Raw genomic sequence first — 13,406 nt, forward strand, 5'->3', positions numbered from 1 at the left:
CCTCCAGTCGCTGCCAGCTACGCCTGTTTCAGCATCAGCCGCTGGCTGTCCACCCGGCTGAAGCCCAGCTTTTCGTAGAAACCCTCGCCGGTGGTGGTCATCAGGTAGACCCGCTCGGCGGCGGCCACGGGCGGGCTGGCCAGCAGCTCCTCGACGATCCGTCGTCCCAGACCCCGGCCCTGGTGGTCCTCGGATACCACAACGTCCCATAGCACGGCGCGGAACACCCTGTCGCTGGTGGCGCGTCCGAACCCCACCAAGGTGCTCCCCTGCCAGGCGCTCACCACCACCTGGCTGCCGCGGAGCATGCGCCCCAGCTGGTCGCGGCTGCGGCCGGTGGCCCAGAAGCTGTGGCCATCCAGCAGGGCGCCGAGGGCCGCCAGCCGCCAGCGCAGACGCAGGCGCAGCCGGCCGTGGCGGACCAGCCGGATCGGGGCGATGGAGGGGGCCTCAGGCCTTGGGGTGGCGGTGCTCAACGGGCCGGGATGGAGGGCATCAGCTCCAAATCCTGCTCGGCGGTCGGTGCCGGAGGTCCTCCCAGGTGCGGATCCCCGGCGAAGGAGACCCCGAGAACCCTTGCGGCAGCACGATTCTTCGCTCTCGGCCACGGTTTTGCGATGGTAGGGTAAGCAACTACGGTCAGGCTTTCTCCATGCTCAAGCTGCTGCTGGGTGATCCCAATGCCCGCAAGCTGAAGCGCTACCAGCCGCTGGTGTCCGACATCAACCTGCTGGAGGAGGAGATCGAGCCCCTCAGCGACGAGGAGCTCAGGGGCCTGACGGCCGAGTTCCGCCAGAAGCTGGAGAAGCCCGAAACGGCCGCTCGCCGCAAGGCTCTGCTCGATGAGCTGCTGCCCCAAGCCTTCGCCGTGGTGCGCGAGGCCGGCAAGCGTGTGCTGGGCATGCGCCACTTCGACGTGCAGCTGATCGGCGGCATGGTGCTCCACAACGCCCAGATCGCCGAGATGAAGACCGGCGAGGGCAAGACCCTGGTGGCCACCCTGCCGGCCTACCTCAACGCCCTCACCGGCCGAGGGGTCCACGTGGTCACGGTGAACGACTACCTGGCCCGTCGCGACGCCGAGTGGATGGGCCAGATCCACCGCTTCCTGGGGCTGAGCGTCGGCCTGATCCAGCAGGACATGAGCCCACCGGAGCGGCGCCGCAACTACGCCTGCGACATCACCTACGCCACCAACTCCGAGCTGGGCTTCGACTACCTGCGCGACAACATGGCGAGCGACATCGCCGAGGTGGTGCAGCGCGAGTTTCAGTACTGCATCATCGACGAGGTGGACTCGATCCTCGTTGACGAGGCTCGCACCCCCCTGATCATCTCCGGCCAGATCGAGCGGCCCCAGGAAAAGTACATGCAGGCGGCCCGGATCGCCGGCGAGCTCGTGCGTGCCGCCGAGATGGGCAAGGACGGCATCGATCCAGACGGCGACTACGAAGTCGACGAGAAGCAGCGCAACGTCACCCTCACCGATGAGGGCTACCAGAAGGCGGAGCAGCTGCTCGGCGTCCAGGACCTCTTCAACCCCCAGGACCCCTGGGCCCACTTCATCAACAACGCCCTCAAGGCCAAGGAGCTGTTCGTCAAGGACGTCAACTACATCGTGCGCGACTCCGACGCGGTGATCGTCGACGAGTTCACCGGCCGGGTGATGCCGGGGCGCCGCTGGAGCGATGGCCTGCACCAGGCGATCGAGGCCAAGGAGGCGCTGCCGATCCAGCCCGAGACCCAGACCCTGGCCAGCATCACCTACCAGAACTTCTTCCTGCTCTACCCCCGCCTCGCCGGCATGACCGGCACCGCCAAGACCGAGGAAGTGGAGTTCGAGAAGACCTACAAGCTGGAAGTGGCCGTGGTGCCCACCAACCGGGTCCGCTCCCGCTCCGACTGGCCCGATCAGGTCTACAAGACCGAGACGGCGAAATGGCAGGCGGTGGCCGCCGAAACCGCCCAGGTGCACCAGGCCGGTCGTCCCGTGCTGGTGGGCACCACGAGCGTGGAGAAGTCCGAACATCTCTCCACCCTGCTGCAGGAGCAGGACATCCCCCACAACCTGCTCAACGCCAAGCCGGAGAACGTGGAGCGGGAGGCCGAGATCGTGGCCCAGGCGGGCCGGGCCGGCGCCGTCACCATCGCCACCAACATGGCGGGCCGGGGCACCGACATCATCCTGGGGGGCAACAGCGACTACATGGCCCGCCTCAAACTGCGGGAAGTGTTGCTGCCGCGGCTGGTGCGCCCCGAGGAGGGCCATCGTCCCCCTGTGCCCCTGCAGCGCTCCACCGAGGCGCCGGCCGGCTTCGGCGGCGCCGTCGCCCCCAGCTCCAGGCCGGCCAGTGAGGCCCGGGCCATCGGCAACCTCTATCCCTGCAGCCTCTCCGAAGACACGGAGAAGGCCCTCTCGGCCTTCTCCCGTGAGCTGGTGGCGGCCTGGGGAGACCGCACCCTGACCGTGCTGGAACTCGAAGACCGCATTGCCCAGGCGGCGGAGAAGGCCCCCACCGACGATCCCCAGATCCAGCGCCTGCGGGAGCTGATCGCCCAGGTGCGCGCCGAATACGACGTGGTGGTGAAGCAGGAGGAGGGCCAGGTCCGCACCGCCGGGGGCCTGCACGTGATCGGCACCGAACGCCACGAGTCGCGCCGCGTCGACAACCAGCTGCGGGGCCGGGCCGGACGCCAGGGCGACCCGGGCAGCACCCGCTTCTTCCTCTCCCTGGAAGACAATCTGCTGCGCATCTTCGGCGGCGACCGGGTGGCGGGCCTGATGAACGCCTTCCGCGTCGAGGAGGACATGCCGATCGAATCGGGCATGCTCACCCGTTCCCTGGAGGGGGCCCAGAAGAAGGTGGAGACGTACTACTACGACATGCGCAAGCAGGTGTTCGAGTACGACGAGGTGATGAACAACCAACGCAAGGCGGTGTACACCGAGCGGCGTCGGGTGCTGGAGGGCAGGGAGCTCAAGCAGCAGGTGATCGGCTACGGCGAGCGCACCATCGACGACATCGTCGAGGCCTATGTGAACCCCGACCTGCCGCCCGAGGAATGGGATCTCACCCGACTGGTGGAGAAGGTCAAGGAGTTCATCTACCTGCTGGAGGATCTTTCTCCCGAGCAGGTGGGCGGCCTCTCGATGGAGGAACTCAAGGCCTTCCTGCAGGAGCAGATGCGCAATGCCTACGACATCAAGGAGGGGCAGATCGAGCAGATGCGGCCCGGCCTGATGCGGGAAGCGGAGCGCTTTTTCATCCTCCAGCAGATCGATACCCTCTGGCGTGAGCACCTGCAGGCCATGGAAGCCCTGCGGGAGTCGGTGGGTCTGCGGGGCTACGGCCAGAAGGATCCCCTGATCGAATACAAGAACGAGGGCTACGACATGTTCCTGGAGATGATGACCCAGATGCGCCGCAATGTGATCTATTCGATGTTCATGTTCCAGCCCCAGGTGCCGCAGGCGGTCACGGCCTGAAGATCAACAAGGGTAGAATAGGTTTAAATTTCTACCCTGCAGGCCCCATGGGCATGAACATCAAGGATCCAGAAGTGCACGCCATGGCACGGGAGCTGGCTGCCCGCCGGTCCACCACGGTGACCAATGCGGTGCGGCAGGCCCTTGCCGCTGAGCTTGAACGCAGTCAGCCCGATGAGGAGGAGAAGACCAGTGCGGACCTGGCTCGCCGTGCCCAGCTGCTGGCACTTCTGCCGCGATTTCGCCGGCTTGACTGGCCCGAGGGCGTGACCAGCAAGGAGTTGCAGGACGCGCTCTACGACGACCAGGGGTTGCCGGTGTGATGGTGGTGGATACGTCCGCCTTGGTGGCGATCCTCAAGGCAGAAGCGGAGGCAACGGCCCTCCTGCACTGCCTGGGCGGGAGTCGCCATAGCACCATCGCCACGCCCACCCTGCTGGAAGCTCAGATCGTGATGGTCAGCCAGGTTGGTGAAGCGGGACTGGTTGAGCTGGAACTGCTGCTGAGCCGAGCTGAGATCCGGCCCATGGCCTTTGATGCCAACCATCTGCGCTGGGCCGTGCATGGGTGGCATCACTACGGCAAGGGCCGCCATCGTGCAGGCCTGAACTTCGGGGATTGCTTCAGTTATGGCCTGGCCATGGCGCTGGATCGGCCCCTGTTGTTCAAGGGCGACGACTTTTCGCGCACCGACGTGAAAGTGGCCGCCTTCTGAAGGCGCGTTGCCGCCTCAGTTGGGGATTCCCGGGTTGTCTCCCAGGAATTCCAGAATCTCCCGATCCTTCAGGTTCTGGGCCTTGCCACCGCAGGGCTCCTTCAGCGGCCTGCCGGCGGCCACTTCCTGCAGACAGGCCTGCAGCCGGTTCACGTCGTTTTCGAGGCTGTCGATCCGCTCCATCAGGTTGCGGATCACCGACGCCTCCGCATCCGGCAGGGCGGAGTGAGCCAGGGGATCGATGCGGGCCCCGGCCTGGTGGATCACCCGGCCTGGAATGCCCACCACGGTGCTGTCGGCCCCCACGTTGCGCAACAGCACCGAGCCCGCGCCGATGCGTGTGTTGGTGCCCACAGTGATGGCCCCCAGCACCTTGGCCCCCGCCCCCACCACCACGTTGTCCATCAAGGTGGGGTGGCGCTTGCCGTGCTCCTTGCCGGTCCCCCCCAGGGTGACGCCCTGGTACAGGAGGCAGTTGTCACCGATGACGCTGGTTTCGCCGATCACCACGCCCATGCCGTGGTCGATGAACACCCCGCGGCCGATCCGGGCCCCGGGGTGGATCTCCACCCCGGTGAGCAGGCGCCCCAGCTGGCTCAGCATCCGCGGCAGCAGGGGCAACCCCAGCCGCCACAGGCGATGGCTGAGGCGGTGCAGTTCCAGGGCGTGGAAGCCCGGGTAGCAGAGCAGGATCTCCAGGGTGCCCCTGGCCGCCGGATCCCGCTGCCGGATGATGGCCAGGTCGGCCCTGAGTGCATCGAGCATGGGTTCTGGCCCTCAGACCGCGAGGAGGCCGATCTCCTTGCGCAACTGGTCAATGGTGGCGCTGCCCAGGTAGCTCTGGGCGCAGTGCACCATCGGCAGGCGCATCAGCTGGGCGCGGTTCTGGCGCAGGGTCTGCTCCACCAGCGGCAGGCTGGGCTTGTCGCAGATCACGTGGCTGGAGGCCCGCAGCAACGCCAGCAGGCGGCTGCTGGTGTCGGGATTGGCCGTCATCACCAGCAGCTCGTTGCCCCGCATGCTGTGCAGGATCACCTCGGCGGCCCGCAGGATCCCCGGGCTGATGCTCACCAGGCCCACGCAGCTGCCGGGGCGCAGCTCCTTGAGCATGCCCAGTTCGTGGCCGAAGTCGTTGAGGTCGACCGGTACCGCCCGCACCCCGTGCACCTTGGCGATCTGCTCCACCTCCTGCAGGAAGTAGCGGCTGGTGACCACCGTGCCCTTGCTGGAGGTTTCCAGCACCGATTCGAGCTCCTCGATCGGCACCACCTCCACGGGCACCTCCAGGCTCGGCCTGAGTTCCTCGGCAATCAGGATCGAGGCGCCGATGTCCTCGCGGGAGGTGCTCACCAGCACCCGGGCACCGCAGCGCAACCGCCAGTCGATCTCCCGGGTGAGCAGTTCCCGCGCCTGCTGCAGGGTGCAGCCGGCATTCAGCAGCCCATCGACGCTCTGGCGCACCTCCCGGTCGATGTCCGGCAGGGCCTTGCTGCGCAGCCCCGGCGGCGGCTTGATCTCGCGCGGGTTCTGCTGGTCGCGCACATAGATCCCAGAGCCGGCCATGGCCTCCACCACGCCGTCGGTTTCGAGCTGGCGGTAGACCTTGCTGATCGTGTTGCGGTGCAGGCCGGTCTGCATGGCCAGCTGGCGCGTGCTCGGCAATCGGTGGCCCGGCGGGTAGTGCCGGGCGGCGATGGCGAAGCAGATCTGGTTGTACAGCTGGGTCGACGCCGGGATGTCGCTCTCCTGCTGGATGTGAAAACGCACGCCAGTGTGGCCAGGGGTTCTGGCCGCCACCCTAAGGAGCTTTGGGCCCCGTGACAATTCCCTCGTTGTCATACGACCATGTGCCGGTTGACCTGTGCCGGTTTGTCTCCCTCCGATTCCGTCGCCTCCTGGCTGCAGATCGACCCACTGCGGCCGGACCAGGTTCCGCTGCGCTGCTGGTGGGCCCGACCCGCCGGTACACCCCCCAGGGGAGGGGTGCTGGTGCTGCCGGAGGTGTTCGGCATCAACGGCTGGATCCGCAGCGTCGCCCAGCGGCTGGCTGAGGCGGGCTATGGGGCCCTGGCGGTGCCCCTTTATGCCCGCACCGCCCCTGAGCTGGAGCTGGGGTATGGCCCGGACGACCTGGCCCTGGGCCGCAGCCACAAGGAGCGCACCCGCACCGACCAGTTGCTGAGCGATGTGGGCCTCGCCGCCGACTGGCTGCAGCAGCAGTTGCCCGCGTCTGCCGCCGGCCTGGGGTGTGTGGGGTTCTGCTTCGGCGGCCACGTTGCCCTGCTGGCGGCCACCCTGCCCGCGGTGGCCGTGACGGTCGATTTCTATGGAGCCGGCGTGGCCACGGGCCGTCCCGGCGGCGGTCCCGCCAGCCTGGAGCTGCTGCCGTCGATCGGCGGCACGCTGCTGTGCGTCTGCGGCGCTGGCGATCCCCTCATCCCCCCGGCGGATGTGGCGGCGATGGAAACAGCCCTTTCGGCCGCCAACGCCGCCCGGGTTCTGGCCGAGGTCCCGGTCCAGCCCCACCGGCTGGTGCTGCTGGAAGGGGGCCACGGCTTCATGTGCTCAGCCCGGCCCGACCATTGCCCTGAGGCAGCGGAGCAGGGCTGGTCACTGCTGCTTGAGGCCTTCGAACAGGTGCTGGGGGCGCCAGGGGGCCGGGGGTGAGCCAGGGGGCGATTCAGCCGGCCGCGGCAGCTGCCGTCTTGCCGGCGGCCTGTTTGCGCGGGCTCAGGAACATGATCATGTTGCGGCCTTCCCGCTTGGGAGGCTGCTGGATCTCTGCACTCTCCTCAAGATCCTTGGCCATGCGGTAAAGCAGTTGCTCGGCCAGGGCCGTGTGCTGGATCTCCCGGCCCCGGAAGATCACCGTGCACTTCACCTTGTCGCCGGATTTGAGGAAGCGGACCGCCTGACCGATGCGCACCTGGTAGTCGTGCGAGTCGATCTTGTAGCGCATCTTCACCTCCTTGACCTCGGTCTGGTGCGATTTCTTCTTGGCCTCCTTGGCCTTCTTCTCCTGCTCGAACTTGTACTTGCCGTAATCCATGATCCGGCAGACCGGCGGATCGGCCTTCTCGCTCACCAGGACCAGGTCCAGCTCGCGGTCGCGGGCGACCTCAAGGGCCGCCTCTCGGGTGATGACTCCCAGTTGACTGCCGTCCGCATCCACCACACGAAGGTTGGGGTAGCTGATGCGGTCGTTGATGTTGGGCAGCTCCCGCACGGGAGCACGGCGATCAAAACGGGGACGGGGAGGCATTCACAGGGGCGGTTAGCTGTTCACCCTAAACCGCCCATGGCCGCTCCCATGGCCTGTTGAAGCACATCGGCCTCCAAAGCCCCGGCCGTGGCCCCATCCGTCAGCCAGAGGGGTTGGTGCTGGCGCCGGAACCAGGTGCGCTGCCGTTTGGCGTACTGCCGGGTGCGCCGCTCCGTGAGGGCGATGGCCGTGTCCCGCGCCAGTTCGCCCCGCAGCAGCCGCGTCGCTTCGCCGTAGCCGATCGTGGCCAGCAGCGGGCAGTCGGCGCCGAAGCGATCGATCAGCTGGGCCGTTTCCTCCACCAATCCGCCCTCGTAGAGCGCGGCCGTGCGGCGCTCGATGCGCTGGGGCAGGTCGGCCGGATCCAGGCCCAGCTCCAGCACCCGCCAGGGGGGAGGGCACTGGCTCTGCTGGGCCGACAGGGGCCGCCCGGTGGCATAGAGCACCTCCAGGGCCCGGATGGTGCGGACGGCATCGGCCGGGGCGATCCGCCCCGCCGCCCGTGGATCGTTCTGCTGCAGCAACCGGTGGCAGACGGGCTGACCCAGGGCGGCGAACTGGGCTCGCAGGGCCGTCTGGGGCGGCACCGCCGGAGGCTGCAGGCCCGCCAGCAGGGCCTTGAGATACAGCCCGCTTCCCCCCACCAGCAGGGCCACACCCCGGCGCCGGTGTTCCGCCGCGATCGCGGCGCCCGCCAGCGCCGTGAACTCCTGCAGGGTGAGCGGCTGGTCGGGGTCGCTCAGATCCAGCAGTTCGTGGCGCACCCGGGCCCGCTGCTCGGGAGTGGGCTTGGCCGTGCCCACGTCCATGTGGCGGTACATCTGGCGGGAGTCCACCGAAAGCACGGCCAGGTCGAGGGCCTCGGCCAGTTCGATCGCCAGGGCGGTCTTGCCGCTGGCCGTCGGGCCGAGCAGGGCGATCACCAGGGGCAGATCGGCTCCGGAGGAGGGCGCCACAGGGGTCGGGAGCGACGGCCGCAGGCCGGGCGCGACAGGGGGATCGGGCCATCCTGCCGGAGGTGGATCGATGCGGTGATTGCACCCCCGACGCAAATCGGTTCTCAGAGGCGTCTCTGGGGCTCTCCGGGACGGCGGTGATAGATTGGCCCTTGCGCAGCGTCCTTCGGGAGCCGCTTCGCCCCATTGCCGCCCCACCGCCCCTGGGATTCGCCGCCCTTGTCAGCCCCCTGGGGACACCTTTTCTGAATGAGCGACGCCATCAAAGTCGAAGCGGCCTACGGCGCCGAGCAGATTCAGGTGCTGGAAGGCCTGGAGCCGGTGCGCAAACGGCCGGGCATGTACATCGGCACCACCGGCCCCCGGGGTCTGCACCATCTCGTCTACGAGGTGGTCGACAACTCGGTGGACGAGGCCCTGGCCGGCCACTGCGACGCCATCGTGGTGACCCTGCACGCGGATGGCTCCGCCAGCGTCACCGATAACGGTCGCGGCATCCCCACCGACATTCACCCCCGGACCGGCCGCAGCGCCCTGGAGACGGTGCTCACCGTGCTCCACGCCGGCGGCAAGTTCGGCAGCGGCGGTTACAAGGTTTCCGGTGGTCTGCACGGCGTCGGCATCTCGGTGGTGAATGCCCTCAGCGAGTGGGTGGAGGTCACCGTCCACCGGCAGGGCCAGGTCCACCGCCAACGGTTTGAGCGCGGTCTGCCCATCGGCACCCTCGTCTCCGAGGACGCCCCCGACGCCGGCACCGGCACTGCGGTGCGCTTCCGGCCCGACCTCGAGATCTTCAGTGGCGGGATTGAGTTCGATTACCACACCCTGTCGGCCCGTCTGCGCGAGCTGGCCTACCTCAACGGCGGGGTGCGCATCGTCTTCCGCGATGAGCGAGCCGCGGCCAGCAACGCCGCCGGCGAGGCCCACGAGGAGGTCTATCACTACGAAGGCGGCATCAAGGAGTACGTCGCCTACATGAATGCAGAGAAGGATCCTCTGCATGCCGAGATCATCTATGTGAATGCCACCAAGGACGGTGTCCAGGTGGAGGCGGCCCTGCAGTGGTGCGTCGATGCCTACTCCGACAGCATCCTGGGCTTCGCCAACAACATCCGCACCGTGGATGGCGGCACCCACATCGAGGGCCTCAAGACGGTGCTCACCCGCACCCTGAACACCTTCGCCAAGAAGCGCGGCAAGCGCAAGGACGCCGACACCAACCTGGCCGGCGAGAACATCCGCGAGGGTCTGACGGCCGTGCTCTCGGTGAAAGTGCCGGAACCGGAATTCGAAGGTCAGACCAAGACCAAGCTGGGCAACACCGAGGTGCGCGGCATCGTCGACACGACGGTGGGTGAGGCCCTGGGCGAATACCTGGAGTTCAACCCCCAGGTGATCGACCTGATCCTGGAGAAGGCGATCCAGGCCTTCAATGCGGCTGAAGCCGCCCGCCGGGCGCGGGAGCTGGTCAGGCGTAAGTCGGTGCTGGAGAGTTCCACCCTGCCCGGCAAGCTGGCCGATTGCAGTTCGCGCGATCCGAGCGAATCGGAGATCTACATCGTGGAGGGGGATTCGGCCGGTGGTTCGGCCAAACAGGGCCGCGACCGTCGCTTCCAGGCGATCCTGCCCCTGCGGGGCAAGATCCTCAACATCGAGAAGACCGACGACGCCAAGATCTACAAGAACACCGAGATCCAGGCCCTGATCACGGCGCTCGGATTGGGCATCAAAGGCGAGGACTTCGAGGAGAAGAATCTCCGCTACCACCGCATCGTCATCATGACCGATGCCGATGTGGACGGCGCCCACATCCGCACCCTGCTGCTCACCTTCTTCTACCGCTATCAGAAGGCCCTGGTGGAGGGCGGCTACATTTACATCGCCTGCCCGCCTCTCTATAAGGTGGAGCGCGGCAAGAACCACAACTACTGCTACAACGAAAACGAGCTCAAGAAGGTGCTCTCCGGTTTTGGCGAGAAGGCCAACTACAACATCCAGCGCTTCAAGGGTCTGGGCGAAATGATGCCCAAGCAGCTCTGGGAAACCACCATGGATCCCGAGACCCGCATGATGAAGCGGGTGGAAATCGAAGATGCCCTCGAGGCTGATCGTATCTTCACGATCCTGATGGGCGACAAGGTGGCGCCGAGGCGGGAGTTCATCGAGACCCACAGCGCCGAGCTGGATTTCGCCCAGCTCGACATCTGATGACCCCACGCCATCCGATGGCTGTGCCGGCCTGGCGCTGGGCCGCCCTGCTCGGTTTCGCCCTGCTGGCCCCGGCGGCCCTGCCCGCCGGCGGCGGTGATCGGCGCTTGCCGGACGTCCGCCGCCGCGAGCGCCAGACCGAGCCCCTGCTCAGCAACGGCAGCCTCGGGCTCCACTGCGCCCCGCGCTGCCAGGCGCCGGTGCTGGCGCGTCTGGAAAAAGGAGCCCCGCTGCGGGTGTTGCGTGAGTGGATGGAGCCCGGCGGGCGCCGCTGGCTCCAGGTGGAAGCGTCCACTGCCGCCGGGCAGCCCAGCCGTGGCTGGTTGGCGGGCTGAGCTGCTGACGTTCAGGCGGCCAGCGCCTTCTCGATCGCAGCCACCAGCTCAGCCCCGTCCGGTTCCACGGCGCTCTTGAACCGGGCCAGCACGGTGCCGTCCTTGCCGATCAGGAACTTCTCGAAGTTCCAGGCCACGTCGCCGGCAGGTTCGGCTTGGGTGAGGGTGTCGTAGGGCGCCGTCTTGGAGCCGGTGGCATGCACCTTGTCGAAGAGCTCGAAGCCCACCCCGTAGGTGGTGGAGCAGAACTGCTGGATCTCGTCGAGGGTCCCAGGCTCCTGGGCGCCGAAGTCGTTGCAGGGGAAGCCGAGGACGGCAAAGCCCTGGGGTCCGAAGCGGTCCTGCAGGGCCTGCAGGCCGGTGTACTGGCGCGTGAAGCCGCAGCGGCTGGCCACGTTGACGATCAGCAGCACCGTCCCTGCCCACGCGCCGAGTTGGCGCTCTTCACCGCTGGCGCTGCGCACCACCACGTCACTCACGTTCAGCGCCATGGATATCTGGAGAGGGAAGGTCGCCGCGGACCCTAGCGGCTCAGCCCATACACTCGTATCCATCGGCATGCGAGGAGCGATGGCTGAGGCCTCCGCCGTTGCCGAGGTGGTGGCCCGCCAGTTGGAGGGGCTGCTGCAGGCGGGCAACTACGACGGCGCCAAACTGCTGCTGCAGCCCGTGCAGCCGGTCGATTCTGCCGAGGCGATCGGTACCCTGCCGCGCACGCTGCAGGCGTTGGCCTTTCGGCTGCTGCCCAAGAACGAGGCGATTGAGGTGTACGAGTACCTCGATGGCTCAGTGCAGCAGAGCCTGCTGGAGCGGCTGCGCTCCGGTGAGGTGCTGGAGCTGGTGGAGGAGATGTCCCCGGATGACCGGGTGCGGCTGTTCGACGAATTGCCGGCGAAGGTGGTGCGGCGGCTGCTGGCGGAGCTCAGCCCGGCGGAGCGGCGGGTCACGGCCCAGATGCTGGGCTATGAGGCCGAAACCGCCGGCCGCCTGATGACGACCGAATTCATCGACCTCAAGGAGTTCCACAGCGCCCAGCAGGCCCTCGACATCGTCCGCCGCCGCGCCCGCGATACGGAGACGATCTACAGCCTTTACGTGACCGACGCCTCGCGCCACCTCAGCGGCATGCTCTCGCTGCGGGATCTGGTGACCGCGGATCCGGAGGACCGGCTGGGGGATGTGATGACGCGGGAGGTGATGAGCGTCGCCACCGACACCGACCAGGAGGAGGTGGCCCGGGTGATCCAGCGCTACGACTTCCTGGCGGTGCCGGTGGTCGACCGGGAGCAGCGACTGGTGGGCATCGTCACCGTGGACGACGTCATCGACGTCATCCAGCAGGAGGCCACCCGCGACCTCTACGCCGCCGGCGCCGTTCAGGCCGGCGACGAGGACGACTACTTCCGCAGCAACCTGTTCACCGTGGCGCGTCGCCGGGTGGTCTGGCTGCTGGTGCTGCTGGTGGCGAACACCGGCACCTCGGCCGTGATCGCCTCCGAACAGCTGGTGCTCAAGCAGGTGGTGCTGCTGGCGGCCTTCATTCCGCTGTTGATCGGCACCGGCGGCAACGTCGGGGCCCAGAGCTCCACCGTGGTCATCCGGGGCCTGAGCACCCAGCGGCTCCAGTCCCTGGGCCCCTGGCGCACCATCGGCCGGGAACTGGTCGCCGGGGCGCTGCTGGGCGGTCTGCTGGCGGTGGTGGTCGTGCCCTGGGCCTGGACCATGGGGGGGAGTGCGCTGGTGGCCACCTCGGCCGGCATCAGCCTGGTGGCGATCACCACCCTGGCCGCCACGGCGGGCGCGGCCCTGCCCCTGCTGTTCGCCCGCCTCGGCCTTGATCCGGCCCTGATGTCGGCCCCGTTCATCACCACGGCCACTGACGTGGCCGGCGTTTTCATCTACCTCAAGACCGCCCAGCTGCTGCTGCCACGGCTGGGAATGGGGTGATCCGGGGGATCGGCGTTTTCTGAGAGGAGTTCACACTTCTTGATGTTACGCTTTACAGACAGTTATGAGTCAGGTCCATGGTCGTCGCCTTCGCCGTTGCCCAGCCGTCGACTCCCGCCACTGTCCAGACGGTGGTTCGCGCCTCGCAGGGTCGTTCCATGCCCCCGGTGGATGGCGATCTGGTCCGCTCCTACCTGCGGGACATCGGCCGGGTGCCGCTGCTGAGCCATGAGCAGGAAATCACCCTGGGCCGGCAGGTGCAGGAGCTGATGGCCCTCGAGGAGATGCGTGAAGAGCTGAAGATGCGTTCCGGCGGCAGCGATCCGAGCCAGCAGGAACTGGCGGTGGCGGTAGGCCTGCGGCCCGAGGTGCTGCGCAAGCGCCTGCACGCCGGCCGCCGCGCCAAGGAGCGCATGGTGGCGGCCAACCTGCGCCTGGTGGTGAGCGTGGCCAAGAAGTACACCAAGCGGAACATGGAGCTGCTGGATCTGATCCA

The 13,406-nt window shown here is 67.5% G+C and carries 14 protein-coding genes; 8 read left to right on the top strand and 6 right to left on the bottom strand.

The window, feature by feature from the left end; translation table 11 throughout:
• Positions 1-17: 17 nt before the first annotated feature.
• The gene (locus tag VB739_RS08975; protein WP_323356738.1) at positions 18-476 is read right to left on the bottom strand and encodes a GNAT family N-acetyltransferase; all 459 of its coding nucleotides are present in this window, start codon (positions 474-476) and stop codon (positions 18-20) included.
• A 176-nt stretch (positions 477-652) separates the two neighbouring features.
• Here VB739_RS08975 and secA point away from each other — a divergent pair, with 176 nt between their 5' ends.
• The 3 genes from secA to VB739_RS08990 are packed head-to-tail and all read left to right on the top strand — an operon-like array spanning position 653 to position 4,202.
• Positions 653-3,487 carry a preprotein translocase subunit SecA gene (gene secA / locus VB739_RS08980; RefSeq protein WP_323356739.1) on the top strand — a complete coding sequence of 945 codons (2,835 nt, stop codon included), beginning with the start codon at positions 653-655 and terminating at the stop codon, positions 3,485-3,487.
• 47 nt (positions 3,488-3,534) lie between these two features.
• On the top strand, positions 3,535-3,810 hold the full coding sequence (locus tag VB739_RS08985) for a type II toxin-antitoxin system VapB family antitoxin (protein ID WP_323356740.1): 276 nt from the start codon (positions 3,535-3,537) through the stop codon (positions 3,808-3,810).
• Complete coding sequence (locus tag VB739_RS08990) at positions 3,810-4,202, top strand: type II toxin-antitoxin system VapC family toxin (RefSeq protein ID WP_323356741.1); 393 nt, start codon at positions 3,810-3,812, stop codon at positions 4,200-4,202. Before VB739_RS08985 ends, VB739_RS08990 begins: the two co-directional genes overlap by 1 nt.
• Positions 4,203-4,217: 15 nt before the next feature.
• Here the strand turns inward: VB739_RS08990 and cysE are convergent, their stop codons facing one another.
• Positions 4,218-4,967 (bottom strand): serine O-acetyltransferase, encoded by a 750-nt coding sequence (gene cysE / locus VB739_RS08995; RefSeq protein ID WP_323356742.1) that lies wholly within the window; start codon positions 4,965-4,967, stop codon positions 4,218-4,220.
• A gap of 12 nt (positions 4,968-4,979) precedes the next feature.
• Positions 4,980-5,969, bottom strand: coding sequence for a GntR family transcriptional regulator (locus VB739_RS09000; RefSeq protein ID WP_259726245.1), 990 nt, complete (start codon positions 5,967-5,969; stop codon positions 4,980-4,982).
• Between the two features lie 102 nt (positions 5,970-6,071).
• Between VB739_RS09000 and VB739_RS09005 the strand changes: the two genes are divergently transcribed.
• Positions 6,072-6,869 (top strand): dienelactone hydrolase family protein, encoded by a 798-nt coding sequence (locus tag VB739_RS09005; protein WP_323356743.1) that lies wholly within the window; start codon positions 6,072-6,074, stop codon positions 6,867-6,869.
• Positions 6,870-6,882: 13 nt separating this feature from the next.
• On the opposite strand, the gene infC is transcribed toward VB739_RS09005, so the two are convergent.
• Positions 6,883-7,464 (bottom strand): translation initiation factor IF-3, encoded by a 582-nt coding sequence (infC, locus tag VB739_RS09010; protein WP_323356744.1) that lies wholly within the window; start codon positions 7,462-7,464, stop codon positions 6,883-6,885.
• A 20-nt stretch (positions 7,465-7,484) separates the two neighbouring features.
• Positions 7,485-8,420, bottom strand: coding sequence for a tRNA (adenosine(37)-N6)-dimethylallyltransferase MiaA (miaA, locus tag VB739_RS09015; protein ID WP_323356745.1), 936 nt, complete (start codon positions 8,418-8,420; stop codon positions 7,485-7,487).
• Positions 8,421-8,669: 249 nt separating this feature from the next.
• Between miaA and gyrB the strand changes: the two genes are divergently transcribed.
• On the top strand, positions 8,670-10,628 hold the full coding sequence (gene gyrB, locus VB739_RS09020) for a DNA topoisomerase (ATP-hydrolyzing) subunit B (protein ID WP_323356746.1): 1,959 nt from the start codon (positions 8,670-8,672) through the stop codon (positions 10,626-10,628).
• Positions 10,628-10,963 (top strand): SH3 domain-containing protein, encoded by a 336-nt coding sequence (locus VB739_RS09025; RefSeq protein ID WP_323356747.1) that lies wholly within the window; start codon positions 10,628-10,630, stop codon positions 10,961-10,963. Before gyrB ends, VB739_RS09025 begins: the two co-directional genes overlap by 1 nt.
• A gap of 11 nt (positions 10,964-10,974) precedes the next feature.
• Here VB739_RS09025 and VB739_RS09030 read toward each other — a convergent pair whose 3' ends face one another.
• Complete coding sequence (locus VB739_RS09030) at positions 10,975-11,454, bottom strand: glutathione peroxidase (RefSeq protein ID WP_323356748.1); 480 nt, start codon at positions 11,452-11,454, stop codon at positions 10,975-10,977.
• A 79-nt stretch (positions 11,455-11,533) separates the two neighbouring features.
• Between VB739_RS09030 and mgtE the strand changes: the two genes are divergently transcribed.
• Positions 11,534-12,910 (top strand): magnesium transporter, encoded by a 1,377-nt coding sequence (gene mgtE, locus VB739_RS09035; protein WP_323356749.1) that lies wholly within the window; start codon positions 11,534-11,536, stop codon positions 12,908-12,910.
• 77 nt (positions 12,911-12,987) lie between these two features.
• Positions 12,988-13,406 (top strand): sigma-70 factor domain-containing protein (locus VB739_RS09040; protein WP_416233315.1); only part of this gene is annotated, 419 nt, incomplete at its 3' end.

The organism is Cyanobium gracile UHCC 0281 (assembly GCF_034931305.1).
GTDB lineage: Bacteria > Cyanobacteriota > Cyanobacteriia > PCC-6307 > Cyanobiaceae > Cyanobium > Cyanobium gracile_A.